At 69.7% G+C, this 26001-nt stretch carries 17 protein-coding genes; 13 read left to right on the top strand and 4 right to left on the bottom strand.

Annotated features, from left to right (window positions below):
• Window positions 1–494: 494 nt before the first annotated feature.
• Window positions 495–1739 carry a class I SAM-dependent rRNA methyltransferase gene (locus WME79_RS01840; protein WP_437531261.1) on the bottom strand — a complete coding sequence of 415 codons (1245 nt, stop codon included), beginning with the start codon at window positions 1737–1739 and terminating at the stop codon, window positions 495–497.
• Window positions 1740–1769: 30 nt separating this feature from the next.
• Between WME79_RS01840 and WME79_RS01845 the strand changes: the two genes are divergently transcribed.
• The 4 genes from WME79_RS01845 to WME79_RS01860 all read left to right on the top strand — a co-directional run bounded on the left by WME79_RS01845 (window position 1770) and on the right by WME79_RS01860 (window position 8526).
• A complete protein-coding gene (locus WME79_RS01845; protein ID WP_437531262.1) occupies window positions 1770–2843 on the top strand; it encodes a hypothetical protein in 1074 nt (357 codons plus the stop codon).
• Between the two features lie 626 nt (window positions 2844–3469).
• Entirely contained in the window at window positions 3470–4558 is a 1089-nt protein-coding gene (locus tag WME79_RS01850; RefSeq protein WP_437531263.1) for an FIST signal transduction protein, read from the top strand.
• 25 nt (window positions 4559–4583) lie between these two features.
• Entirely contained in the window at window positions 4584–6455 is a 1872-nt protein-coding gene (locus tag WME79_RS01855) for a GAF domain-containing sensor histidine kinase (RefSeq protein ID WP_437531264.1), read from the top strand.
• A gap of 112 nt (window positions 6456–6567) precedes the next feature.
• Window positions 6568–8526, top strand: a complete 1959-nt coding sequence (locus WME79_RS01860) for a 4-alpha-glucanotransferase (protein ID WP_437531265.1) — start codon at window positions 6568–6570, stop codon at window positions 8524–8526.
• A 34-nt stretch (window positions 8527–8560) separates the two neighbouring features.
• Here WME79_RS01860 and WME79_RS01865 read toward each other — a convergent pair whose 3' ends face one another.
• Window positions 8561–10057 carry a hypothetical protein gene (locus WME79_RS01865; protein ID WP_437531266.1) on the bottom strand — a complete coding sequence of 499 codons (1497 nt, stop codon included), beginning with the start codon at window positions 10055–10057 and terminating at the stop codon, window positions 8561–8563.
• A 423-nt stretch (window positions 10058–10480) separates the two neighbouring features.
• On the opposite strand from WME79_RS01865, the gene WME79_RS01870 reads away from it, so the two are divergent.
• From WME79_RS01870 to WME79_RS01905, 8 genes are all read left to right on the top strand, one after another.
• Entirely contained in the window at window positions 10481–12181 is a 1701-nt protein-coding gene (locus WME79_RS01870) for a serine/threonine protein kinase (RefSeq protein ID WP_437531267.1), read from the top strand.
• Entirely contained in the window at window positions 12178–13182 is a 1005-nt protein-coding gene (locus WME79_RS01875) for a PEGA domain-containing protein (protein ID WP_437531268.1), read from the top strand. The genes WME79_RS01870 and WME79_RS01875 overlap by 4 nt, the downstream gene beginning before the upstream one ends.
• Before the next feature lie 186 nt (window positions 13183–13368).
• Complete coding sequence (locus WME79_RS01880; protein ID WP_437531269.1) at window positions 13369–14319, top strand: hypothetical protein; 951 nt, start codon at window positions 13369–13371, stop codon at window positions 14317–14319.
• A gap of 42 nt (window positions 14320–14361) precedes the next feature.
• The gene (locus tag WME79_RS01885; protein ID WP_437531270.1) at window positions 14362–15135 is read left to right on the top strand and encodes a thioesterase II family protein; all 774 of its coding nucleotides are present in this window, start codon (window positions 14362–14364) and stop codon (window positions 15133–15135) included.
• Between the two features lie 100 nt (window positions 15136–15235).
• Window positions 15236–16882 (top strand): fumarate hydratase, encoded by a 1647-nt coding sequence (locus WME79_RS01890; protein ID WP_437531271.1) that lies wholly within the window; start codon window positions 15236–15238, stop codon window positions 16880–16882.
• Window positions 16883–17376: 494 nt separating this feature from the next.
• Complete coding sequence (locus tag WME79_RS01895) at window positions 17377–17583, top strand: hypothetical protein (protein ID WP_437531272.1); 207 nt, start codon at window positions 17377–17379, stop codon at window positions 17581–17583.
• Complete coding sequence (locus WME79_RS01900; protein ID WP_437531273.1) at window positions 17583–18524, top strand: alpha/beta fold hydrolase; 942 nt, start codon at window positions 17583–17585, stop codon at window positions 18522–18524. Before WME79_RS01895 ends, WME79_RS01900 begins: the two co-directional genes overlap by 1 nt.
• Window positions 18525–19108: 584 nt before the next feature.
• Complete coding sequence (locus WME79_RS01905; protein ID WP_437531274.1) at window positions 19109–20737, top strand: protein kinase domain-containing protein; 1629 nt, start codon at window positions 19109–19111, stop codon at window positions 20735–20737.
• A gap of 61 nt (window positions 20738–20798) precedes the next feature.
• Here the strand turns inward: WME79_RS01905 and WME79_RS01910 are convergent, their stop codons facing one another.
• Window positions 20799–21353 (bottom strand): hypothetical protein, encoded by a 555-nt coding sequence (locus WME79_RS01910; RefSeq protein ID WP_437531275.1) that lies wholly within the window; start codon window positions 21351–21353, stop codon window positions 20799–20801.
• Between the two features lie 40 nt (window positions 21354–21393).
• On the bottom strand, window positions 21394–24789 hold the full coding sequence (gene treS / locus WME79_RS01915) for a maltose alpha-D-glucosyltransferase (protein WP_437531276.1): 3396 nt from the start codon (window positions 24787–24789) through the stop codon (window positions 21394–21396).
• Between the two features lie 456 nt (window positions 24790–25245).
• Between treS and WME79_RS01920 the strand changes: the two genes are divergently transcribed.
• On the top strand, window positions 25246–25848 hold the full coding sequence (locus WME79_RS01920) for a hypothetical protein (protein WP_437531277.1): 603 nt from the start codon (window positions 25246–25248) through the stop codon (window positions 25846–25848).
• Window positions 25849–26001 lie beyond the last annotated feature (153 nt).

The following is a 26001-nucleotide window of genomic DNA, read 5'->3' on the forward strand; positions in this document are numbered from 1 at the left end:
GATTCCCTGCTTCGAATCGACTTTATCGCTCGCTATCGTCGCGCGTCGCGCGGGTAACGCACGTGAGCAGTGTGTTGGCTAAGCAATGGACAATACTGGGCCAGTGTAGTAGCGTGGCCCGGGAAGGCCGATCTCTGGAGGAGCTCGGAAGTGTCGAGACGCGATGCCGCCGATCCCGTGGAGCGCCGTTCGGTAGAGCCGATACGGACGCGGCGCGTGTCGGTCGTGTCTTTGGGATCGACATTGAATTCCAGGGACAGCCGTTTCCGCTGCGCCGGCAGCGCCGGTGCTCAATAGCGAATTCCAGGGACAGCCGTTTCCGCCAGGCCGGCAGCGCCTGGGTCACCGGCGGTCCGATGGTCAATCGCCCCGACCCGCAGGGGATCTCCGGTGGGGGCTTCGCGGCGGCCGGCTCCGGCCACCTCCTCTGCGCCGTGGCCCGTCCGGACGCGCACCCCTGAACACGCGGCGAATCCGGCGGGCGCGTCAGCGCGTCACTCCAGCACCACGAACTTCAGATACCGCCCCTCCCACCACGCCGGCAGCGTCGGGTGGTCCTCCGGCTGCCCGTGGATCGCCCGGATCCGCAGGTCGTCCCGCTCCAGCGTGGCGTCGTCCAGCGTCGCCAGGAAGTCTTCCGCCGTGATGTGGCTCGAGCACGACGCTGCGCACAATATGCCGCCTCGATCCAGCACGCGCGCGACCGCGGCGTGCAGCCGCCGGTAGGCGCCGAGCGCGCGCGGCTTGGCGCGCTCGCTCGGCGCGAAGCTCGGCGGGTCGCAGATGATGAGATCGTACCGGTCGCCGCGCGCGCGGGCCTTCTCGAGGAAGTCGAATGCGTCCGCCGTCACGAACTCGTGGGCCGCCGGATCCACGCCGTTCTCGCGGAACGTGCGCTGCGCCGACGCGTGCGCGGCCGACGCCGAGTCGACGGAGGTGACCCGGCCCGCGCCGCCGAGCGCCGCGGCCACCGAGAAGCCCCCCGCATAGCTGAACAGGTTCAGCACGCGCCGGCGCCCGGGCGCGAGCGCGCGCACGCGGGCGCGGTTGTCGCGCTGGTCGAGGAACGCCCCTGTCTTCTGCCCGCGCGCGAGATCGACCTCCATCGCGACCCCCGTCTCCCTCACGAAGAGGCGATCCGGCAGCGGCGGCCCGTGCAGGTGCGCGAGCTTCTTCCCGTCCGCGTCCTCGCCCGCCGCCGACGCGCGCGCGCGCAGGCCGATCGAGCGCACGCCGTGGGCGCCCAGCGCGCGCGCGAGGTGGGGGAGCAGGCGATCGAGCCAGGGCGCGAGCATGTCGCCGTCGAGGCGGATCACCGCGGCGCGGTCGTACCGATCGATGACGAGCGACGGCACCCGGTCCCCCTCGCCGTTGCACAGCCGGTAGGCCGTCGTGTCGCGGCCGGAGAACCAGCCGTCGCGCAGGGCGAAGGCGCGCTCGAGCCGCTCCGCGATGGCCCGTTCGTCGAGCGGCGGCGCCTGCGTGCGCTGGAAGACGCGGACGGCGATCGCCGAGTCCGCGTCCCAGAGCCCCCGCCCGAGGAACGGCGCCCCCTCGGCCGACAGCTCGACGACGTCGCCTGACGCCGCTGCGCCGCCGCCGCGATGCGCGCGCTCCCCGCGCTTGCCCTCGCCGCGCTTGCTCCCGTGCCCACCGCCGTCCGTGATGCCGTCTCGGTAGACCCATGGATGGCCGCGGCGGACGGCGGCGGCGGCTGTCGCGGTGAGATGGACCCGCATCGACCCCGCCTAGCACGGTAAGCTCGCAGCGTGCTGCACCGAGTTCGTTCGTCCGGATGGGCCTGCCTCGGCGGGATCTCGCTTGCCGTCGCGGCGGCCTGCACGCAGGACCACGACGTCCTCGGCCGGGATCCGTCGGGCGGGGCGAGCACCTCGGGCGCCGGCGGCGGCCCGGGAGCGACAACGAGCGTCGCGACGACGACCACGGGCGCGGGCGGAGGCGCGGTCGAGCCGCCGGGGCCGACGAAGCTCACGGTGGTGAACGGCATCAGCGATCACGACGCGGTCCGCTTCTGCTTCCTCGCATACCCCGACGGGACCGGCGCCGGCGTGGACCCCTGGCCGAGCGCCGCCGCGGGCCTCGCGTTCGCCCGGGCCCAGGAGGTCGAGCCGCTCGGCTCGGCGATCCCCGAGGGGACGAGCCTGCGCGCGCACGTGATCGCTGGCGACCTCCGCGCGACGGAGGGGCTCGACTGCGCGGAGATCCTCGCGCTGGCCGGGGAGAGCGCGGCCCCGATCGTGGCCGCGGGGCTCCCCGTGCTGCCGGCGCCCGTGTTCGCCGAGGAGAAGAGCCTCCTCGTGGTCGCCACAGGATGCCTCGGCGGCGAGGGGCACACCCACGACAGCGAGAAGGAAGGCTGCGGCGACGCCTACACGATCGACACGCCGACCGCCGGCCTCGTCGCGGTCGCCATGTCGCGGCAGACGCGGTTCGACAGGGTGAGCCTTCAGGTCGCGCACGCGAGCGCGGCGACGCCCGTGGTCCATGTGGAGCTGACGCCCGGGCGCGAGGACGCGACCGGCGTGACGCTCGCGCAGGACCTCTCCTACGGCGCGATCGCGCCGTTCCCACCGTCCACCGGGTTCTCGGTGGGCGATCTCGGCGCGCTCGACGAGATCGCGATCGAGACCCGCGATCCCATCGAGGGGACGGTGACGTCATCGGTGCCGATGAGCGAGATCCTTGCGAGCAGCGACGTGCCGGCGGCGGACATCGGGGACGGTCAGGGGTTCGTGCTTGTCGCCGTCGGGGCTGCTCCGGGGGCGGAGCGGGGCGGGTTCTGGCACCCCCTGACGTACTCGCTCTTGCGGGCGAATCCCTGAGCTTGTTCCCGAATCATCCCATGAACTGCGAGGTTCCGGTGTTCACCGTCTCTCGTCGGACGGAACGACCACGCCTCGCCTGGCAGCGCGCTGTGAACTCGCCTCGATTCCGCCTCGGGCATTAAGGCCCTATCGAGCGCGGTTCGCAATGCCACGATACTGCCGTGTGGTGCCGTGTTGTCCAGTATTTGCGCAAGACCCTGATTGCTTCTGTACGGCCGACTCGAGTGTGTCCAGCATGTCTGCCGAGCTTGCAGCGCACGTTGTCTTATTGGAGGATGAGGGTTCTGCCCCTTCGGTCTCAGGCGCCTCCCTCTCTCCTCGCACGTCAGCGCTTCGCAGCGCTTTCTCACGGCCCTGCTCGGCTCTTCGGCAAGGAGCGTCGCGCCGGGAAAATCGTGAGTCGCTCGACGAACGGGAGCGCCCTGTACGGATGACATCACGGGACAATCACCCGCCGTGACGATCGGATGAATCTCCAGTATAACGCGAGTGCCGAAATTCCGAGGGGGGGAGGGAACATGGCGACACAGGTATTTGTCGGGGCGAGCTCCGCGGCGGATCCGAAAGAGGCTGCCTCAGAGGCCGTGGCGACGGCGCTCCGCGGGTCTTCCCGTACTGAGCATGTGGCGCGACCGGCATTCGCCCTCGTCTTATCGACGGACCAGTACGACGCCGACGCGCTCGCCGCGGCCGTGACGAGCGAGCTGCCGGGCATCCCCTGGGCGGGGTGCTGTACTGCAGGGGTCTTCGCCGGCAGCCGGCTGCTCCGGCAGGGGCTCGTGGTGGGGCTTGTCGCCTCGGAGACCGTGCGTGTCGGCGTCGGGGTCGCGCAGCCGGTGAGCCAGGACGGGCGGCGCGCCGGCGTGCTCGCCGCCTCGCGCGCCCTCGAGGCGTTCCCGTCGTCCGTCGCGCCCGGGTGGAGCCGCGCGCTCATCGTGCTGCCGGACGCGGTCACGGGCAACGCGGCCGACGTGGTGCGCGGCGCGGTCGAGGTCGGCGGGACGGGCGTCGTCTGGGCCGGCGGCGGCGCGGGCGACAACCTCCGCTTCGTGCGCACCGCGCAGTTCGCGGGCGGCAGCGCGTACTCGGACAGCGTGGTCGTGGTCGCGATCGACTCGCCGGCGCGCATGGCGACCGGCATCCGCCACGGCTTCCGGCCTTATGGTCCGCCCACGATGGTCACCCGCGCCGAGGGCACGGTCCTCGCCGAGCTCGAGTACGAGGGTGCCTTCTCGGTCTACCAACGCACCGCGCGGGCGAGGGGGGATCAGGTGAACATCGACGGCTTCGCCACGTTCGCCATGACCCACCCGCTCGGCATCCCGCAGGCCGACGGCGAGCACGTCATCCGGGACCCGCTGCGCGTCGTCTCGCCGGGGGGGCTCTACTGCGTCGGCGAGGTCCCGGACGGGTGCCTCATCCGCGTCATGGAGGGCGACCCCATCGGCCTCGTCGGCGCCGCGCGCGAGGCCGCGACCACGGCGCGCGACGCGGTGGCTGGGCCCATCGCAGGCGCGTTCGTGTTCGACTGCATCTCGCGGTGCATGATGCTCGGCGAAACGGTGCGCGACGAGCTGACCACCTTCGAGAGCGAGCTCGGCGACAGCGTCCCGGTGATGGGCTGTCTGACCTTTGGAGAAGTCGGTACGCTGGGCCGAGGAGTACCGCAGTTTCACAACAAGACCGCTGTCGTGCTCGCCCTGGGGGCCTGAGCGCGGGAGCGGTTGGAGCCCTGTCATGGCGAGCGGCGAAGAGCACGAGATCCAGGAGGAACGGCTGGCGCTCCTCAGCGTCCTCCAGGAGCTCACGGTCGCGGCGCTCGACCTCTTCGATCCGCACCAGTCGATGGGGGTCTTCCTGGAGCGGCTCGCCGAGCGCTTGAGCTGCATTGCCGTGCTCGTGCTCGTCGAGCCGGCCCCGCTCGCCCCGCGGCTCCTCGACGCCGCCGGCCTGTCGGCGAGCTCGCGCGCGCTGCCCATCCCGTCGCGCTCGACCGCCGCGGCGGCAGGGCCCACCGGCGGGGGCGCGGGCCTCTCCTTGCCGTACCCCGAGCTCGCGCGGCCCGGGCTCGTGACGTGGCACTTCTCGCTGGAGGGGCAGGGCGACAGCGGCGCATCCAGCCTCCTCCTCTGCTTCGAGAGCGAGCCCCCGTTCGCGCCCCGGTACCGGGGCATGATGCGCCGGCTCACGGCGACCTTCCGCACGGCGCTTGTGCATCGCCTGCTCTACGCCCGCATGATCGAGAACGAGCGCGAGCGGGCGCGGAACCTCGCCGCCGCGGAGGCGGGGCGCGCGGCGGCGGAGGCGTCGCAGCGGCGCGCGGCGTTCCTCTCGGAGGCGAGCCGGCTGCTCTCGAGCTCGCTCAATTACGAGGCGACGCTGGTGCGGGTCGCGCGCCTGCCGGTCCCGTTCGTCGCGGACTGGTGCATGGTCGACATCATCGAGCGCGAGGCGATGCTCCGGCGCGCGGTCGTCGTCCACGCCGATCCCCAGAAGAGCGAGCTCGCGCGCCTCCTGCAGGGCCAGACGCCGATGGACTCGGTCCTCCCGTCCGGCGTCGCGCGCGTGCTGGAGACGGGCGAGGCGGCGCTCTGCGAGGTCGCGGGCGCGCCCCTCGCCCCGGAGAGCGAGCGCGGCTCGTACGACAGCGAGCCGCCGGTATCGGCCAGCGAGGCGCTCCTCATGGAGCTCGGCCTCCGGCGTTACATCTCCGTGCCGCTCGTCACGCGCGGCACGATGCTCGGCGTGCTCACCATCGCGTCCGGCCGCGACGATCTGATGTACGGCGTGGAGGACCGGGCGCTCGCCGAGGATCTCGGGCGCAGGGCCGCGCTGGCGATCGACAACGCGCGGCTGTACGAGAGCGCGCAGCGGGCGATCCGGGCCCGGGAGGAGCTCGTCGCGGTGGTGTCGCACGATCTCAAGAGCCCGCTCGCCACCATCGTCATGAACACGAGCCTCCTTCGCCGGAAGCTGCCGGGCGCGGACGAGGCGGTCGAGGTGCGGCGCCCCGTCGAGCGCATCCAGAAGGCGGCTGATCGCATGAACCGCCTCATCCGCGATCTGCTCGACCTGGCGAAGCTCGACGGCGGCCACATCTCGATCCAGCCGGTGCCCCACGACGTCGCTGGCCTGCTCGGCGACGCCATCGAGCTCCTGCGGGAGGAGGCGGCGGAGAAGTCGCTGCGCCTCGAGCAGAGCGTCGAGCTCGGCGTCGATCGAGCGCTCTGCGATCGCGAGCGGATCCTGCAGGTGATCGCCAACCTCGTCGGCAACGCGATCAAGTTCACGTCGGCTGGCGGCGAGGTCGCGGTCCGGGCCGAGCCGTGGGGCCGGGAGGTGCGCCTCTCGGTGCGCGACACCGGCCCGGGCATCCCGGAGGACCAGCGGGCGCGGATCTTCGAGCGCTACTGGCAAGCGAAGGAGACGGCCCACAAGGGCACGGGGCTCGGCCTCTCGATCGCAAAGGCGCTCGTCGAGGTGCACGGCGGGCGGATCTGGGTCGAGAGCAAGGTGGGCGAGGGCAGCACGTTCTTCTTCACGCTGCCGATGGTGGAGGCCACGAGCGCGACCTCAGGAGTCGCGGCAGGCACGCGCCTCGGGGCCTGATAGCGGCATTAGGGGTTTGCCGTACAGCGGTGTAATCACATCACCGAGGCAAGAGGGGCTCTTCGCCTTGTGCGTTGGCGGTCCGATCCGTTCATCGCTATACCTTGCCACGATGAAGGACGTCGGGGACGACAGGGGCGATGCGGCGCCGGCCGAGGCTCGATGGGGCGATGACGAGAGCGGGCTCGTCGGGGCCGCGTTGCGGCTGCTGGGCATCCGCAATCTGGTGCTCGCGATCCACGATCCGAGCTTTCCCTCGGACGACGCCGAGGACATCGGGCGCGGCTCTCCGTACACCGAGGGGGGGCGCCGATTCCTCCGGTTTGTGAGGGATCTCGGCTTCAACGGCGTCCAGCTGGGGCCGCAGGGGGAGACGTCTGCCGACAACGCGTCTCCGTATGACGGCACCACCTTCTCGCGGAGCACGCTGTCGATCGCGCTCGCCCGGTTGGTCGAGGATGGCCCCTCAGGCGCGCTCCTCCGCCCCGAGTCGCTCCGGGAGATCGTCGCCGGGCGGCCTCCTGGCAGCGAGGCTCGCGCGCAGCACGGCCATGCCTACCGCGCGCAGCGCGCCGCGCTCCGCGAGGCGTATGCGTCGTTCGAGGGTCGGCGGAGGCGCGGCGATCTTGGCGATCTTGGCGACCTCGAGCGCCGCCTCGACGCGTTCACGCGGCAGAACGCGGCGTGGCTCGAGCGGGACGGGCTCTACGGCCCCCTCTGCGCCGAGCACCGGAGCGGCTGGTTTCACGGCTGGTCTGGCGAGCCGGATCTGGACCGGCGCCTCTACGCGCCTGGCCCCGGCGAGGTGATCGCGTGCGGTGAGCGCAGGAGAGCGCTCCTCGATCGGTACCGAGACGAGCTCCGCTTCCACGCCTTCTGCCAGCTCCTCGCGCATGAGCAGCACGCGGCGCTCCGGACGGTGACGGCCGATCTCGGGCTCAAGCTCTACGGCGATCTGCAGATCGGCTACTCGCCTCAGGATGCCTGGGCCTATCAATCGGTCTTCCTCAAGGGCTATCTGATGGGGGCGCCGCCGAGCCGGACCAACCCGGAGGGCCAGGTGTGGAGCTACCCTGTCCTGGATCCTGCGCAGTACGCGGACGCGTCGTCCGGCGGGCTCGCGCTCGTCCGGGCGCGGATGGACAAGATGTTCGACGAGTTCGACGGGGTGCGCCTCGATCACCCGCACGGGCTTGTCTGCCCCTGGGTCTATGCCGCCGACGCCCCCGATCCGCTCCGCGCCGTCCAGGGTGGGGCGCGGCTCTTCTCGTCGCCCGACCTGCCGGAGCACCCGTTGCTCGCGCGGTACGCCATCGTCTCTCCTGGGCAGCTGAACCGCGCCGTGCCCCGGTATGCTGACGATTGGGTCACCTCGCTGTCCCCGGAGCAGGTCGGGCGCTACAGCGTCGTTTTCGACACGATCGCGCGCTGCGCGGAGGCCCGCGGGCGAGCCATCTCCGACGTCGTGTGCGAGGTCCTGAGCACGCTCCCGTTCCCGCTCGGGGCCGTCCTTGAGCGGCACGGGCTGGGGCGCTTCCGGGTCACGCAGAAGGCCGATCTCGACAACCCGAAGGACGTCTATCGCAGCGAGAACGCCGCGCCCGCCGATTGGATCATGGTGGGGACCCACGACACGCCGCCGCTCTGGAGGCTCCTCGACACCTGGGAGCGCGCCTCCGCGCTGGGGCGCCAGGCGGCGTACCTGGCGACGCGCCTCGCGCCCTCGCCGGCCGAGGAGGGCGCGATGGCGCGCGCGCTCGCGTCCGACCCTCGCGCGCTGGCGCAGGCCAAGCTCGCCGACCTCTTCGCCAGCCGTGCGTCGAACGTGATGGTCTTCTTCGCCGATCTGCTCGGAATGAAGGAGATCTACAACACGCCCGGGACGGTGGGCGACCACAACTGGTCGCTGCGGGTCCCTCGCGATTACGAGCGGTCCTATCTGGAGATGCGCGCGCGCGGCGCGGCCCTCGATCTCCCGCGCGTGCTCGCGCTCGCGCTGCGCGCGCGGGGGGGCGCGGAGTCGGTGGAGCGCGGTAACCTCGCCAGGCGGCTGGAGCGCCTCCCGCGCTAGCTGTGAATTTCCCCGAAAAATCCGGGGAGGTGCTTCAGTTCGGGCTCCACACGGCCCACTTCCCCGAGGTGGCCCATGTGTCGCTCGCATCCTTGAACGCGCCGATGAACGCGGCGCCCGCGTCGAAGAAGTCGTCCGGCGGCACGGCCGCGTCCTTGGTCAGGGACGTCGCGGGACCGAAGACCGGCGCGGACGGGTTGAAGCAGTCCTGGATACCGGGGTCCTCCTCCCGATTCTTCCGATCGGGCTCGCTCAGGAACGCGATCTCATCGAAGCCGCCGTCGTCGTCCTGAAGAATGCCTGTCCCGTCGCTCGTCTCGGCGTAGGCGAAGTCATTCACCAGATTGGAGAAGATCGAGCTCGATATGTTCTGCTCGGGGTCCGCGTCGCGCACGTCGAGGCCCGACTCGAAGCCCGTGACGATCGTGTTGAAGATGTTCGCCTTCGTCGACCGGCGGAGGAGGATGCCGTACTGCTCCTTGTCCACGTCCACGCCTTTCCCGCAGAGCGTCGCGTTGTAGATCGTCGGCTCGCTCCTGGGCTCGAGCGCCGGCGTGAGCGCGAGCGGGTCGTTGTCCCCTTCGAACCCGTTCGTCTCCTCCGCGATGTCCGGGTCCTGCTGCGCCACGAGGAACTGGAGCTTTCCGCGATAGCCTTGGTCCCAGTCAAAGGCGTCGTCGCCGCTGTACTGACAGGCGAGGTGCTTTGCGTTCACCGTGCCCCCGAAGAACTCGAAGCAGTCGTCGGACACGTGCCTCACCTGGACGAAATCGATGATCGTCCCCCTGCCGACCCCGCCGAAGGTGAGCCCATTGATCTCGTTGTTCGGCGCGAGCTTCACGCCGGAGTACTCGATGCGCACGTATTTGAGCGTGCCGCTCGAGTCGTTCTCGTCGATGCCCCCGTATTGCCCGTTGTTCGTCAATCCCTCGATCTGGCCCGGGGTGCGCGTGCCGTTCGCGTCCACGTGGTTGGTCGGCGCGTTGCCGAGGAGGATGACGCCGCCCCAATCGCCGGGCATGCGATCCTTCGGGGGCTTGCTGCTCGTGAACACGATGGGCTCATCCCTGGTGCCCACGGCGATGAGCTTGGAGCCGGGGTGCACCACGAGGGCGGCGGGGACCTGCGGGTTCGTCTCGCCGAGGACGGTCGTGCCCTTCTCGATGGTCAGCGTCGCCTTGGCCGAGACGTTCACCTGCCCCTTGAGGATATAATTCTTGTCACATTTAAGCGTGAAATTCTCCGTGATATCACCGGCGATCTCGACGGTCGGCTTGTCGGCCGACGTGCACCCGATTGGCGGGTTGCCGCCCTCGCCGCCGGCTGAGCCGCTCGACGAGGGGACGCAGATGCTGTCCGTGAGATTGCAGATGGCGCCGTCGAACTGCGCGCAATCCGCGTCGGAATTGCATTGCACATCCCGCTGCTCGATGATGAACGAGCACGCGAAGGCGCCCGTGGCGAGCGCGCCCATGGCGAGCGCGAGGGCGGCGGCAGGTGATGAGTCGACGAGACGGCGCTTGTGGTTCATGGCAATGACCCGATAGCAAAGAGGGCTGTTGACGCCGCGCCGAGCGCTGGCGGGCACTGCGCGTTCGGGAGAGATGGTCGTGCGCCAGGACCGGGGCCGGACCATCGCGCCGGCGCTCTTCTGGAGCGAGCTGGGCCACCACGCCGCTCTGCGCGGCGGACATCGAGGGCTTTGCGAACGCCACGGCCGTCCTCGCTAGCAGGGCTGAAGCGGGCGCTCGAATCTGGCGCAGAGGAGAACAAATAGAATTGCTTCTGTCAAGTAGGACCGTGATGTCCGGTCGACAGGAGGTGGGGAAAACCGGTGCTAAGAGCCCATCCTATTCGCGAGAACGTCACATGGCAGCCGCTTCGAGGTAACAGCTCGAGGGCATTCTCCCGCCCGGGCTGGCCTCCCTCTGGGGATCGATCCGGCACAGGTCGAATGAGCGCTCCCAGCGATCCCAACGGTTGGCGGAAATATCGCCCGATTGCCGAGATCGGCAGGGGCGGAATGGCCGACGTCTGCCTCGCGGTCGCCCAGGGGCCCGCGGGATTCAACAAGCTTGTCGTGCTGAAGCGGGTGCGTGCCGAGCTCGTGGAGGACGCCGACATCCTCGCGATGTTCCTCGACGAGGCGCGCCTCGCGGCCCGATTGAATCATCCGAACGTCGTGCAGACGTACGAGGTCGGGGATGAGGGGGCGCGCTTCTTCATCGCCATGGAGTACCTCGACGGCCAGCCGCTCGGCAGCATTCGCGCCCGTATGGGGCATGACAAAGTGCCGCTCCCGCTCCAGGTGCGCGTCCTGTGCGACGCGCTCGCCGGGCTCCATTACGCGCACAATTTGCGCGATTTCGACGGAACACCGATCCAGGTAGTCCACCGCGACGTGAGCCCGCAAAACATCTTCGTCACCTATGACGGCGTGATCAAGGTGGTCGACTTCGGGATCGCCAAGGCGGCCGACTCGCTGACAGAGACGCGCACCGGAATGCTCAAGGGAAAGGTGTCGTATATGTCGCCGGAGCAAGCGCGCGGAGAGCGCGTTGACCGGCGATCCGACGTCTTTTCGGTGGGTGTGATCCTCTGGGAGGCGATCGCCCGGAGGCGCATGTGGAAGGGCTTCAACGACCTCGCGATCCTCGGGCGGCTCGCCATCGGAGAGGTTCCGAGCCTCAGGGAAGAAGCGTCCAAGGTCGATGTTGACCCCGAGATCGAGCGGATCTGCCACAAGGCGCTCGCGCCTGCGCTCGAAGGCCGCTATGCCTCCGCGGCCGAGCTGCAGGCGGATCTCGAGCGCTGGCTCGTCGAGCGCCACCGGGGCATGACCGCGCGGGAGGCCGGCGAGATCGTGGCCAGCCAGTTCGCGGACGACCGGGCGCGGATCAAGCAGGTCGTGGAGGAGCAGCTGCGCGGCGTGCGCTGGACCGGGAGTTATCCGAGGGTCACGCTGACGCCCGATCTGCCGAAGCTGGGCACCGGTCGGATGTCGACGACACCGACCATGACCGCGCCCGCGGCGATCAGCCATTCCTCGGACGCGACGTCGATGGTGCCCTCGGTGAGCGCGACCGAGGCGAAGGAGCGCGCCGCGCGCCCGAACCGCACCATCTACCTGGTCGCGGCCACCTTCGTCGCCATCGGGGGCACCGTGAGCGTCGGGGTCTTGCGCGCGCAGCCATGGCGGATCGCCGCGGTCGATCACCGCCAGGCGCAGATCGCCGCGCCGCCCGCGGCGGAGCCCTCTCCGAAGCAGGAGGAGGACATCCGCCTCGTCGTCCGCGTCACGCCGGTCGACGCGAAGGTCTCCATCGACGGCTCCCCGACGTCGATCGGCGCCTACGAGGGCCGCCTCGCCCGGGATGGCCGCGTGCACGTCATCCGTGTGGAGGCGCCGGGTTTCGTCGCGCAGGAAGAGAAGATCACGGCGAGCAACGATCTCTTCTTGAGCCTCGCGTTGCTGAAGAGCGGACCGGAAGCGCAGCCAGGGAGATTCGCCCCCATCGGTCGGGGCGCCCCGGCGGGCGTCGTCGCGGCGCCGCCTGCGTCCGCCGCGCCGCCGTCGAGCGCGCCTGCGCCGCCCTCCGTCGAGCAGAAGCCGAAGCGTGGGGGGATCGATCTGGAGAGCCCGTACGCCCGATGAAAACCCCGACAGCGCTCGCCCTCTGCGCCGCGATCGTGCTCAGCGCCCCGCTCGGCGCGTTCGCTCAGCCTGCCGGTAACAAGACCGAGGAGGCCGACGCCCGCTTCCGGCGAGGCGTCGAGCTCTACAACGAGGTTGATTATGGCGCTGCGCTCACCGAGTTTCGCCGCGCCTACGAGCTCGCGCCCGCGTATCAGGTGCTCTTCAACATCGCGGGTACGTGTTATCAGCTCAAGGACTACGCCTGCGCGCTGCGCGCCTTCGAGAGATACCTCGCCGACGGTGGCGAGCAGATCCCGGGCGGCCGGCGGGCCGAGGTGGAGCGGGACATCGCCGTCCTGCGGAGCCGCGTCGCGACGGTGGAGATCTCGACCTCGGCGCCGGACGTCGAGATCTCCGTGGACGGCGTGCCGGTGGGCAAGACGCCGCTCCGTGAGCCCCTTCTGATGAGCGCCGGGCGCCGCCGCATCGTCGCCGAGGCGCCGGGCCGCCCGGCCGTGTTGAGGGTCGTCGATGTGGCCGGTGGCGATCACGTCCAGCTCAAGATCGAGCTCCCCGAAGCGCGAGCCCCGCAAGGGCCCGGCGAGGGCGCGGGCGGCGCGCCGGCTCCGCCACCGGCGCCGCCGGGCGCGCTGCCGATGGACCGCGCGCCTCGCCAGCAGCGCAGCGTGCCCGTGTTCCCCTGGCTCGCGACCGGCGCGCTCGCCGTGGGCGCGGCCACCACCGGGGTCCTCGCGCTCGGCGCCTCCGGTGACCTCGTCGCGGAGCTCGATCGGTATCCCGGCGACGCCCGCGCCATCGAACGAACGCGGGCGAGGAGCAAGGCGCTCGCGCTCACCACCGACCTGCTCGCGGGCGCCGCCGTGCTCGCCGGCGGCATCTCGATCTACCTCACTGTCGCTGGTGCAGGCCCGGAGCGCGCCGACGGAGAGCGCGCGTCATCCCCTCCGGTGACGCTCAAGATCGCGCCTGCGTCTCTCGAGCTCGCGGGCTCTTTCTAGGACCGACGCAGAGCGTCGCAGGGTCGCGACGGTCAAAACGCTTGCATCCAGGGCGCTGGAGCTGCATTGATCCGGGCGATCGCCGCGGTCATGGGGCCTCTCCCGTGCGACGCTGCGGCGACGGTGCGACAAGGTGGTTCATCGCCCGCGCTGCCCGCGAGTCAAGAACGAGATGGGAGACACCAGGTGAGCACGACCAAAGCGTCTCTTGGGACCCTGTTCCTCATGCTCTCCCTGGCCGCGCCTGCGCTCGGGCAAGAGGCGGCGCCGCGGCAGCCCGTCACGGACAAGACGAAGGAGCGTTGGGCGAAGAGCCAGGGAGGCCGGTTCGGATTCGAGATCGACGTCCTCAGCTCGTCTTACCAGCGAGAGATCGCGGCGGCGGGCGGCGAAGAGGCCTCCGTCGAGGAGTCGTCGCGGCTCGGCGTCGCCATCACCGCCGCCACCCAGTACAAGCTCTTCGCGGGTCTCCACCTCGACGCGGAGATCCCGTTCGTCTACGGCGACGTCTCAGGCCCCCAGTCGACAGACCTGTTCGGCAGGCCGTTCTCCAGCCGCGCAGGATACAGCCAGTTCTTCATCGGCAATCCCACGTTCGGCCTCCACTACGCTGCCAACGTGCTGCCCATCCTCGCGCTCTTCGGCGGCATGAGCTTGACGATCCCGCTCCACCCGCACCCGGGCACGGAGCTCGAGGTCGCGTCGGTGGCGAACTTCCCCGCGCGGGCTTACTTCGATGCGCAGCGCGTGCTGCTCGCGCACTGGGCCTTCCGGGCGCGCGTCGGGACCGAGATCAACGTCGGTAAGGTCCTGTTTCTCACCCACGATCTCGCGAGTCAGGTCTTCTTTCCGACCCGGGACGGGGAGGACACGAAGACCGTGATCGAGCAGGGAAACGAGATCGCGTTCCGCCCGTTCGGGAACTTTGGCATCGGCATGCGCCTTCAGGCGGCGTTCCCTCTCTCCTCGAGCAACTCAGCCCAGCTCGCGGCGGAGCCGTTCGTCGACTGGGAGCCGCTCGTGAAGGGCTCCTTCACCCGCGTCGGCGCGCTGATCGCGCTCGACGACGACCTCGGCTTCGGCCTCGATCAGGGGAAGGTCGCCACCATCCGCGTCGCCCTGGGCAGCAAATGGTAGGGAGCGAGCGCCGCGGGGGTGAGCTACGCTGATCGCCCCGTGATGACGACCTCCAGCCCGAGCCGCGACCCCTGGGTCGGCGTGCCGCGGCCGAACCCTGCTGCCCGGCTTCGCCTCTTCTGTGCACCTTATGCGGGCGGCGGCTCGTCGATCTACAGCGCCTGGTGGCGCGAGCTCCCCGCGCACACCGAGCTCTGCGCGGTCAAGCTCCCTGGCCGGGAGGCGCGCATGAGCGAGCCGCCGTTCGAGCGCCTCACGCCGCTCGTCCAGGCCCTCGCCACCGCGCTCGAGCCATGGCTCACGAAGCCGTTCGCCCTGTATGGCCACAGCCTCGGCGCGCTCGTCTGCTTTGAGCTCGCGCGCGAGCTCCGCCGCCGGGGTGCTCCGCTGCCGCGCCACCTCTTCGTGTCGGGCCGGCGCCCGCCTCACATTCCCGGCTCGGATCCGCTCCACGGCCTGCCCGAGCCCGAGTTTCTGGAGCGGATCCGCCGCATGGGGGGCACGCCCGACGAGGTGCTGCGCGATCCGGAGCTCCTGGCGCTCTTCCTGCCTGTCCTGCGCGCGGATTTCGCGGTCAACGAGGTCGAGCCGTTCGTCCCGGGGGCCCCGCTCGAGTGCCCCATCTCCGTGTTCGGGGGCCTCGACGACGAGCGCGCGGACCGCGCCGATCTCGAAGGCTGGCGCCATCACACGCGCGGGGCCTTCCGGGTCGAGATGTTCCCCGGCGGACACTTCTTCCTGCGGAGCGCCCGGGAGCCGCTCCTGCGGTCGATCTCGGCCGTCCTCGGCGACGTCGAGCGCGAGCTCCCCGGGTGACGGCCGGCGCTGGGTGGGTGTTGAGCCCGGGGCCGGAGCCATGCAAAGAAGGAGCGACCCGCAGCCGCTCTGCCTCTCTGCTCCCCCGGAGACCCGAACGATGACCGATTTTCAGTACCAGGACATGCTCCCCCTCGGCCATGACGAGACCACGTACCGCCTCGTCAGCCGCGATCATGTCTCGACCTTCGAGGCCGCCGGCTCGACGTTCCTCAAGGTCGAGCCGGAGGGGCTCACCCTGCTCGCGCGCGAGGCGATGCGCGACATCGCCCACCTCCTCCGGCCCAGTCACCTCGCGCAGCTCGCGCGGATCCTCGGCGATCCCGAGGCCTCCTCGAACGATCGCTTCGTCGCCCTCGAGCTCCTCAAGAACGCGAGCATCGCCGCGGGGGGCGTGCTCCCGTCGTGCCAGGACACCGGCACGGCCATCGTCATGGGCAAGAAGGGCCAGCTCGTCTTCACGGGGGGCGGCGATGAGGCGGCGATCGCGCGCGGCGTCTTCGAGACCTACCGCGAGCAGAACCTGCGCTATTCGCAGCTCGCGCCGCTCGACATGTACCGGGAGGTCAACACGAACGACAACCTCCCGGCGCAGATCGAGATCTTCGCGACGGACGGCGACGCCTACAAGCTCCTGTTCATGGCGAAGGGCGGGGGCTCCGCGAACAAGAGCTATCTTTACCAGGAGACCAAGGCGCTCCTGAACCCGGAGAGCCTGCTGTCCTTCCTCGAGGCGAAGATCCGCGCGCTCGGCACCGCGGCGTGCCCGCCGTACCACCTCGCCATCGTCGTCGGCGGCACGTCGGCCGAGTACACGCTCAAGGTCGCGAAGCTCGCCTCGGCGCGCTACCTCGACACGCTCCCGGCCGACGGCAACGCGCGCGGGCGCGGCTTCCGCGACCGCGAGCTCGAGCAGAAGGTGCTCGAGCTCGCGCAGCGGACGGGGATCGGGGCGCAGTTCGGGGGCAAGTACTTCTGCCACGACGTGCGGGTCATCCGCCTGCCGCGCCACGGCGCCTCGTGCCCTGTCGGCATCGCCGTCTCGTGCTCTGCGGATCGTCAGGCGCTCGGCAAGATCACGCGCGAGGGCATCTTCCTCGAGCAGCTCGAGACCGATCCCGCGAAGTACCTGCCCGACACCACGGACGCGGATCTCCAGGGCGAGGTCGTGAAGCTCGACCTCCGCCGTCCCATGAGCGAGATCCGCGCGGAGCTCTCGAAGTACCCCATCCGCACGCGGCTCTCGCTGAGCGGCCCGATGATCGTCGCGCGAGACATCGCGCACGCGAAGATCAAGGAGCGCCTCGATCGCGGCGACGGCATGCCGAGCTACCTGCAGGAGTTCATGGTCTACTACGCCGGCCCCGCGAAGACGCCCGCGGGCTACGCCTCCGGCTCGTTCGGGCCCACCACGGCCGGCCGGATGGACGCGTACGTCGACCTCTTCCAGGCGAACGGCGGCAGCTACGTGATGCTCGCCAAGGGCAACCGCTCGCCCGCCGTCACCGCGGCGTGCAAGAAGCACGGCGGCTTCTACCTCGGCTCGATCGGCGGTCCGGCCGCGCGCCTCGCGAAGGACTGCATCAAGAAGGTCGAGGTGCTCGAGTACCCCGAGCTCGGCATGGAAGCGGTCTGGAAGATCGAGGTCGAGGACTTCCCCGCCTTCATCGTGGTGGACGACAAGGGCAACGACTTCTTCGCCGACATCAACAAGCCGGCCGGCCGGAAGCTCGAAGTCTCGGGCTGACGTCCGGAGCCCGGGAGTCGCGGCCGGGCAGCCCCGTCGGCTTCCAGCGCCGGCGCGGCCGCGGGCCGGCCGCCCTTTCCCTCCGTGCCAGACCTTCCAGCACCCGCGCAAACTCCGCGTCGGCGGCGCAGCAACAGCGAGGTTGACCGGCGACGATGTCCCCTCCGGATCCGCGTCGAGGACCCGGTTCCATCCGTTCGTGATACGGCTCGTCACCGGCTTCCCCTGCTGCCATCACCGGGGATAACGAGGGTGACCGAGGCAAATGGTCACATTCGAGGCGTCTTGGCCCCTGTTCAGCCCGGTATCGGCTCGACGAGCGCTGCTGGGGCCGCGGTCCGCGGGGGCACGGTCCGTGCTTTGACCTCGTGCGGAAGGAGCTGAGCATGACAGTTCGACCTGATCGCGCGGTGTCTCATGGCCATGCTGACGCTGGGCACCACCGTTTCGAGGATCGGCACGGTGGTCCCGATGGAGCTCGCCATCAGCTGGAGGTGGATCGTTTGGACCGGCTGGTGCGCGCAGCGCAGGAGATCGCCGGTCAAGCAGAGCGTCGCGAGCGCGAGAAGCGCAGCGATGCCAGCCAGGAGGCGAGGCCCGGCGAGGGCGGCGTGAAGTCGCGTCCGGCGCCGAGGAATCCGAGCATCGCCGACCTCGAGCGTGCCGATAACGAGGGGATGCTGCCGCCGGGGGAGACGTGATGAGCGCACGCGCGATGAGCCTCGATGGGCTCGTCGATCGGCTCGTGCCGAGCGCGCTCCGCCCTGCGGAGCGCGCGCCCCTCGCCCCGGCGCTCGACGCGGAGGTACGGCACGTGGACACGTGGAGCGCGGGGCGCCTCGCCTATTACGTGGACGCCCGCGCTGCCGGGCGCCCCGTGGTGCTCGTGCACGGGGTCGACGCGGCCGCCTCGTCCCGGGAGATGGCGCCCCTGTTCGATGCGCTCCGCGGCGAGCGGCCGGTCTATGCGCTCGATCTTCCCGGTTTCGGCCTCTCGGAGCGAGCGGACCGCGTGTACGATCGCGAGCTCTACCGCGCCGCGCTGCGCCGCTTCCTCACGGACGTGGTCCGCGCGCCGGGCGGCGCCGACGTCATCGCGCTCTCCCTCTCCTCGGAGTTCGCCGCCGCCGTCGCCTGCGAGGAGATGAGCATTGTGCACAGCCTCGTGCTCGTCTCCCCGACGGGGCTCGGCCGTGAACCTCCCGGCGCGAGCGCCCTCTTCCGGGCTGTCTCGCGCGTTCCCTACGTCGCGGAGGCGCTCTTTCGTGTGCTGGCTGCGCCGCCCAGCATTCGCTGGTTCCTGAAGAAGAGCTTCGTCGGCGCGCCGGATCCAGGCCTTGTCGACTATGCCATCAGCGCATCGAAGGAGCCTTTTGCCCACCGGGCCCCCCTCGCGTTCATCGCCGGTGCCCTGTTCACGGACGACGCTCTCCAGCGCATCTATGCGCGTCTACCCGTCGCCACGCTGATCCTCCACGATCGTGACCCGTATTCGCGTTTCGACCGCCTCGACGAGCTCACGCGGCAGAACGCACGCGTGGAGGTCGCCCGCATCGCGCCGACGCTGGGTCTCCCGCACTTCGAGCAGCTCGACGCCACGCTCGATGCCGTGCGCAGGTTCTGGGCGCAGGACCCTTGGTAGATCTCCTCCAAAGAACGACCAGGACAGCCTGGTAGAGAGCTCTGCGCAGGGCGGACGTCGATTTCCTGCGGTGCCCCCGGCTCCGCAGGGAAGCCGACGTCGTCCGGTCCGGTCAGGAGCCGTCGCCTCCAGGCCCAACATGTATGCGCCATTACTGACTGGCCCCTTCTTGCGCCTGCGGGCCTGTGTTCCGCTGGCTTTGTGCGACCCCGAGGAGGGTTTCAAGGATCGACCTGCGACACGCATCCAGTTCCACCGCTCGTGAAGCACCTGGTGTACAATGGAGCGGTGGCCGAACACCGGGTGTGCCGACAGGAGCACCATGGGTGTGTGGTCACGTGCTTACCGGTTCGATCGGGTCCATTTCGTTAGGGCCATGACATCTGGCGCCCGGGCGGGGAGTCCTTGCGCAGCGATCTGGCGATGGAGCACTGCGCCAGAGCGCCACGATGGGCCACGATGGATGGTCAGGCGATGGAGCAACGCGGCACGCGTCTACAGGGGGCGCGGATTGTTTCCAGGCGTAAAAGTCTTTGCAAACTCCAGGTCAACGGGCTAATTAAGCTCTTATAGCGGGGGATGTCGTGAATGCAGGCGGCCAAACCATCTCTTCGACCCAGCAAGCGAGCAACAGCTTGCTTGGTCGATACCGCCTGATTGCAAAATTGGGCCGTGGTGGGATGGCGGATGTGTTTCTGGCCGTCTCCCGCGGGCCCGGGTCGTTCAACAAGCTTGTTGTTGTGAAGTGTCTCCGCGTCGGGATGGCGGAGGACCCGCGCTACGTCCTGATGTTCCTGGACGAGGCCAAGCTCTCGGCCCGGCTCAATCACCCCAACGTCGTTCAGACCTACGAGATCGGGGGCGAGAGCGGCGGGTACTTCATCGTGATGGAGTACCTGGAGGGCCAGCCGCTCAAGGACGTCGTGAGGGCGGTGGTGAGCGGCTGTCCTGGCGCCGCGAGCTTCACGCGGGGGGCGTGGGTCAGGATGATCGTCGAGGCGCTGCGCGGGTTGCACTACGCGCATGAGCTCGCGGACTTCGATGGCGGTCTGCTCGGCATCGTTCACCGCGACGTCTCGCCCCACAACATCTTCGTCACGTACGACGGAGCTGTGAAGATCGTCGATTTCGGCGTCGCGAAGGCGGCCCTCAACGCGGCGCACACCGAGAGCGGAACCTTCAAGGGCAAGATGGCCTACGCCGCGCCCGAGCAGGCGATGGCGAGCGGCGACGTCGACCGGCGGGCCGATATCTTCGCCATCGGCATCGTGCTCTGGGAGCTCCTGGCGATGCGGCGGCTGTTCGATGGCGACCATGTCGCCGTGATGCACCAGCTGCTCACGCGGGACATCCCGCGGCTCTCCACCGTCGTGCCGGACATCGATCCGGTGCTCGATGAGATCGTGGCGAGGGCGCTCCAGCGGGACCGGGATCGACGGTTCGCCACCGCGCAGGAGATGGGCGACGCCATGGAGAGTTACCTGCGGGGCTCGGGCGAGGACGTCCGCACGGAGCAGCTCGGCGCGCACGTGCTCGAGATGTTCGCGGAGAGCAGGGCGCTCGTGCGCCAGCAGGTCACCGCGCAGTTCGAGTACCTGACCTCGCTGGACGTCGCGGGCGACATCCAGCGCGCCTCGATGGTCGGAGAGTTCCCCCGCGCCTCGATGGTCATGGGGATGAACCGCTCGATGTGGCCCTCCGCGACCGGTCTACCCATCCTCAGCGATCAGAGCCACAGCGGCCCGGCCAACCATCATCATCAGGAGCCCCCGGCCGTCGACCCCGGCAGCCTGGGCGCGACGGTGGGGCGCGCCTCGTCCTGGCGGCAGCGTGGGTATCTCGCCTCTGTGCTCGGCGTGGTCGCGCTGCTCGCCGCGGGGGCATTTGTGATGTTCCGCGAGCGCTCGGTGGAGCCCGTCGCGTCGGAGCAGCCTGCTGCCATGTCCACGGCTGCGACGGCGATCGAACCGAGCCCGATGAAGGCCAAGGTCACGATCAAGAGCGAGCCCGGGGACGCGAACGTGAGCTGGAACGGGACCATGCTTGGCAAGACACCCCTCAGCGTCGAGCTGCCTCAAGGGATGCAGGTCGTCGTGGTGTCCAGGGCCGGTTGGGTCGACGTGTCGATCTTCCTGCAGCTCTCCGCGTCGGACGTCGTCGAGCGCACCGTCGCGCTCCGGCGTCAGGACGTCAGCACAATTCCCTCGAATTAGGGATCTTACTCCCCGTCTCCTCGCCTCCCTGTGAATTTCCCCGAAAAATTCGAGGGATACTTCAGGTGCCGGCCCTGAGGACCCGCATGGAGGGGGCTGACCTGGCGGAGAGGCGGCGGACTTCTCGACCGAGCCAGTCGAGGAAATCGTGGGTCCACGGAGGGCCGTCGGGCCAGCGTTCGCGTATGCGGTCGGCGAGCTCGAGATCCCAGGTCCCGTAGAGATCCACGAGCGCGTCATGGGCCTTGCGGCCGGCCAGCGCTTCTGGGGCGCCACGAGGCTCGCCTCCGTGCGCGAAGGCGTCATCGCAAACATAGTAGTTGCACGTCGCCGCGCGCCGCTCGGGGGGGATGGTGCAGCCCTCATGACCATGGAAAGCGCACCTCTTGGGGAGCGCTCGGCCATCGCTGCCCTGGGGCTCGACCCGCAAGATGAGCAGGCCGCGCGGGCCCGGGCGCAGGGTGCCCGCGGCCATCTGCTCGAGCAGCCAGCCTGCGCCGCCGAGCGAGACGATTCGACCGATGTCCGACCACTCGACCCCCGGCGGGCTGGCGCAGCAGCCCGTCGGGCCCTGCGGGCATGCGCCGCACAACGTCGAGTGCAACCGCGTATGCATGCCCGCAAGCTCCAGCCGGATCATCGCCCCACCAGCGTTCCTATGCTCTGGGCGTGATCAGATGCTCCAGCCCGCGCAGCGGGATGTCGAGCCAGTCAGGCCGGTTGTTGAGCTCGTAGCCGACTTCGTAAATGCACTTCTCGAGCATGTAGAAGTCGAGCAGGAGCACCGTGTCCGCGTCGCTCGCTGGCACGAACGGCGCCGTCTCGTCGGTCCGCGGCTCGGCGGTCGCCTGAGCGCGCGCGACCGTCTCCATGTATCCCGCGAGGTAGCTCGCGGAGATCCACGCCACCCAGGCGTCGGTCCACGGCTTGAGGACGGCAATGTCCTCGGGCCGGAGGCGAGCGTCCCGGAGCGCCGAGGCGCCGGCGTAGTCGAACGAGCGCAGCATCCCGCCCACGTCCCGGAGCGGGCCGCGCTTGTAGCGGCGCTCGCTCAGCGGTCTCGCCGGCTCCCCCTCGAAATCGATCAGGATGAAGTCGTCGCCCGTCGAGAGCACCTGGCCGAGGTGGAAGTCGCCGTGCGTCCGGATGCGGGGGATGTCGAACTTCCTCGACACGATCTGCTGGAGCTTCGCGTTGATCTCGGCCTCGCGCGGCAGAATCGCCGACAGCTGCTCCCGCACGCTCTCGGGGAGCGAGCGCTCGCGCTTTCTCAGCAGCGCGAAGGTGCGCGCGAGCATGCCGTGCGCCGACTGGAAGATCGACTGCTGGTGCAGCGTCGAGAACGACTGCTGCCCGAACGCGGGGTCCTTGCTGGGCTTGCCGAGCGTGACGTGGAGCTGCGCGGTGCGCTCGCCGAGCAGCCGCATCCTTATGAGCTCGGTGCCCATCAGCTGGTTCACCACCGGGGGCGGCGCCGCGCGCGACGCGTCGACGAGCGTGCCGGCCGGCATCGGCGGCGCGCTCCCCTTCACCGACCCCTCGTCGGTGAGCACCCGCTCGAAGAAGCGGTTCAGCGACTCGAGCGTGCTCGTCCACGCGTCGGTCTGGCTCCGCACGTACTCCTGGAGCATCGCCACCGTGGTCGCCTCGCGACCGCGGCCCTGGTACTCGATGGCCCCGGCGAGCCGCGGCGTCGCGGGGAACTGCTGGTCCGTCAGGAACCTGCCGATCTCGAGCTCCGGGTTGATGCCCTCCTCGACCTGCCGGAAGATCTTGAGGAGCAGCCTGTCGCCGTAAACGATGGTCGTGTTGCTCTGCTCGCTCTCGGAGATGCGCGCCGGGAGCTCTCCTTCCTCGCCGAGCGACTCGAGCGTCGTCCCGAGCGGCAGCGCATGGAGCTCGCCGGCCGTGCCCGTCGCGACGCCCCGCGCCCGGATCGCGGCGAGGATCAGCGCGGCGAACTCCGGGGTCGTCAGCGCGTCGTACAGGATCCCCTCCGGCGCTGCCGCGCTCTCCGGCTCGGGATCGCGGATCGTGACGTCCGCGATCACCGCGTGGCGCGTGCGCGTCGCCAGCGTCCGCGCGTAGTCGCCCGTGGCGAAGCCGATCGGCACGACATACGTGTCCGGCGAGCCGTCCGTGTACTCGACGCGCGCGAGCAGGAGGTAGTGCTCCGCCGCGGTCTGCTCGCCGCGCAGGATCGGGATGACGTCCGCGAGGGTCGTGGCGCGCCGCGTGCGCGCCTTGCCGCGGAACCAGCGCCGCGCCGCGATGAACTTCCCGAGCGCCGGCTCGAGCACCTTGCGCCCCTCCGGGGAGAGGAGCGTCCGCCACGAGCCCTTCGTCGCGATCGCGGGCGCTGCGTCGGCGTCGCCCGCGGAGATCGCCGGCGTCGCCGGCTCCAGCGCGAACCAGAAGAAGTCGTGCGGACCGAGCGACAGGGAGTAACCGCGGCTCGTGATCTCCGGGAAGCGGCTCCTGCCGAACAGCTCGACAGGCACCATGCCCTCGAAGCGCGCGAGATCGAGCTCGACGTGCTGGGCGTACCGAGAGAGGTTCGCGACGATGAGCAGCCGCTCGTCCGCGTGCGCGCGGATGAACGCGAGCACCTTGCTGTTGTCCGGGTGCAGGAACTCGATCGTCCCGCGGCCGAGCACCTTGTTCTGCTTGCGCAGGGTGATGAGCCGCTTCATCCACCAGAGGAGCGAAGCAGGGTTCTGCTGCTGCGCCTCGACGTTGATCGCCTCGTAGTGGTACTCGGGGTCGATGATGATCGGCAGATAGAGCTTCTGCGGGTTCGCCCTGGAGAATCCGGCGTTCCGATCGGCGCTCCACTGCATCGGCGTGCGCACCCCGTCGCGATCGCCGAGATAGATGTTGTCGCCCATCCCGATCTCGTCGCCGTAGTAGAGGACAGGGGTCCCCGGCAGCGAGAAGAGCAGCGCGTTCATCAGCTCGATCCTGCGCCGCGTCTTCATGAGCGGGGCGAGCCGCCGGCGGATGCCCAGGTTGATCCGCGCCGTGTGCTCCTGCGCGTAGACGCGGTACATGTAGTCCCGGTCCTCGTCGGTCACCATCTCGAGCGTCAGCTCGTCGTGGTTCCGGAGGAACGTCGCCCACTGACAGCTCTCGTGGACCACGGGCGTCTGCTTCAGGATGTTGACGATCGGGAAGCTGTCCTCGAGCTCGACCGCCATGAACATCCTGGGCATGAGCGGGAAGTGGAAGTTCATGTGGCACTCATCGCCGCTCCCGAAGTACGCCGCGGCGTCTTCGGGCCACTGGTTGGCCTCCGCGAGGAGCATGCGATCGGCGAAGTTCGCGTCGATGTGGCGCCTGAGCTTCCGCAAGAACTCGTGCGTCTCCGACAGGTTCTCGCAGTTCGTCCCTTCGCGCTCGTAGAGGTACGGCACCGCGTCGAGCCGGAGCCCGTCGACGCCCATCTCCAGCCAGAAGTCGACCACCTTGAAGACGGCGGCGTGGACGTCCGGGTTCTCGAAGTTGAGGTCGGGCTGGTGGGAGTAGAAGCGGTGCCAGTAATAGGCGTTGGCGACCGGATCCCAGGCCCAGTTCGATGTCTCGAAGTCCTTGAAGATGATCCGGGCGTCCTTGTAGCGGTGCGGCGTGTCGCTCCACACGTAGAAATCGCGCCAGCGCGAGCCCTTGGGCGAGGTCCGCGCCCGCTGGAACCACTCATGCTCGTTCGAGGTGTGGTTCAGGACGAGCTCGGTGATGACGCGGATGTCGCGGCGGTGCGCCTCGCGCAGGAGGCGGGCGAACTCGCGCCGGGTCCCGTAAGACGGGTTGATGTTGGCGTAGTCCGCGATGTCGTATCCGCCGTCGCGCAGCGGCGAGGGGTAGAAGGGCAGAAGCCAGATCGCGGTGACGCCGAGATCTTGAAGGTAGTCGAGCTTGTCGACGAGCCCCTCGAAGTCGCCGATGCCGTCCGCGTTGGAGTCGCTGAACGCGCGGACATGGAGCTCGTAGATGATAGCGTCCTTGTACCAGAGGGCGCTGCCGTCGGCGGGAGGGGGCTTTTGATCCTGGCTCATGGCTGCTCCGGCGATGCGCGTTGTCCGCGCGACGACGCCGGGCGCACAGGAAGCAGCGGATCGGGCTCTGTGCGGCGTGAGCACGCCGCCTGGGCCAAACGTGGCCAGGAGGCAAGGCACGCTGCGGAGTCCGCCACTGGGCGCGCGCTGCCGCCCCCACGCAGGTGACGCGGATCACGTGTATAGTTTAACTACTCGGGATTGCAAGACCACGCGTGCCCGACTTCGGTAGCACGCCACGCGCGGGGCGCAAAGCGGCTCGGTTGCGTTCCGCTTGCATCCGGTTGCATCCGCTTGCATCCGGTTGCATCCGCTTGCGCACGGCGTGCACCCCGCGCGCTGTCGAGATCGCTGCTTCGTGAGCTCGGCCCACACGTCGAACCGCAGCCGGTGTAAGAAGCGCTGGCACCTCGTTCTGCGATCGGGCGAGCTCATGCCCATCGAAGGAGCATTCTCATGATGCGTGTCTTCCACGTACTCCCGCTCTCCCTCGCCGCGCTCGGAGCGCTCGCGTGCTCGTCGACCCCCGAGCCGACGATCGACCCGAACAACCCGTGCCCTCCGGGCCAGTGGTGCGCCTCCGCCGTGCCGACCACGCCGGCGACGGCGGTGCCCACGCCCACCACCACCACCGCGCCCGCAGGCTCCGTCGCCACGCCGATCCCGCCGGTCGCCGCGGTGGCCGCGACGCCGATCCTGCAGGGGATGGGCACGACGGAGGCCCCGGGGATGAAGCCGGATGGCGGGCCGTTCGCAGGGCAGTTCCAGGAGGGCCAGTCGCTCGAGCAGCAGATCAACATCTCGCCCGGCAAGTGCTACACGGTCGTCGGCATCGGCCTCGGGGTCCAGGAGCTCGACATCCAGCTCGTCTCGCAGCCCGCGCCCGCGCTGCCGCCCGTCGTGCTCGCGCAGGACAGCACCACCGGCGCCGCAGCGACGCTCGGAGGCAAGGCCTCCGGCTGCTGGAAGAACCCCCTGCCGATCGGCGGCCCGGGCAAGGTGATCCTCAAGGCGACGAAGGGCGCGGGGATCGCGGCCGCGCAGGTCTTCATCAAGTAACGCCCCCGCGCGGTCTGGCCGACGAGTCCGCCCGCACGCGAAGGCGCGCCGCCGTGCGCACGCCGAGCGGCGGGCGCCTCGCGCGCGACTCTTCTATTCCCGCCGCCTTCCTCCTCCCCTAGAGCAGACCGACGCGGCCGTGGGCCGCGCGCG

It is taken from the genome of Sorangium sp. So ce726 (assembly GCF_051521405.1).
In the GTDB taxonomy this organism is placed as follows: domain Bacteria; phylum Myxococcota_A; class Polyangia; order Polyangiales; family Polyangiaceae; genus Sorangium.

Excerpts from the sequence above, each read along its gene's own strand:
- WME79_RS01840 (WP_437531261.1), bottom strand. The coding sequence starts at position 1,739 with ATGCGGGTCCATCTCACCGCGACAGCCGCCGCCGCCGTCCGCCGCGGC.
- WME79_RS01855 (WP_437531264.1), top strand. The coding sequence starts at position 4,584 with ATGGCGAGCGGCGAAGAGCACGAGATCCAGGAGGAACGGCTGGCGCTC.
- WME79_RS01860 (WP_437531265.1), top strand. The coding sequence starts at position 6,568 with ATGAAGGACGTCGGGGACGACAGGGGCGATGCGGCGCCGGCCGAGGCT.
- WME79_RS01865 (WP_437531266.1), bottom strand. The coding sequence starts at position 10,057 with ATGAACCACAAGCGCCGTCTCGTCGACTCATCACCTGCCGCCGCCCTC.
- WME79_RS01870 (WP_437531267.1), top strand. The coding sequence starts at position 10,481 with ATGAGCGCTCCCAGCGATCCCAACGGTTGGCGGAAATATCGCCCGATT.
- WME79_RS01875 (WP_437531268.1), top strand. The coding sequence starts at position 12,178 with ATGAAAACCCCGACAGCGCTCGCCCTCTGCGCCGCGATCGTGCTCAGC.
- WME79_RS01885 (WP_437531270.1), top strand. The coding sequence starts at position 14,362 with ATGACGACCTCCAGCCCGAGCCGCGACCCCTGGGTCGGCGTGCCGCGG.
- WME79_RS01890 (WP_437531271.1), top strand. The coding sequence starts at position 15,236 with ATGACCGATTTTCAGTACCAGGACATGCTCCCCCTCGGCCATGACGAG.
- WME79_RS01900 (WP_437531273.1), top strand. The coding sequence starts at position 17,583 with ATGAGCGCACGCGCGATGAGCCTCGATGGGCTCGTCGATCGGCTCGTG.
- WME79_RS01910 (WP_437531275.1), bottom strand. The coding sequence starts at position 21,353 with ATGCATACGCGGTTGCACTCGACGTTGTGCGGCGCATGCCCGCAGGGC.
- treS (WP_437531276.1), bottom strand. The coding sequence starts at position 24,789 with ATGAGCCAGGATCAAAAGCCCCCTCCCGCCGACGGCAGCGCCCTCTGG.
- WME79_RS01920 (WP_437531277.1), top strand. The coding sequence starts at position 25,246 with ATGATGCGTGTCTTCCACGTACTCCCGCTCTCCCTCGCCGCGCTCGGA.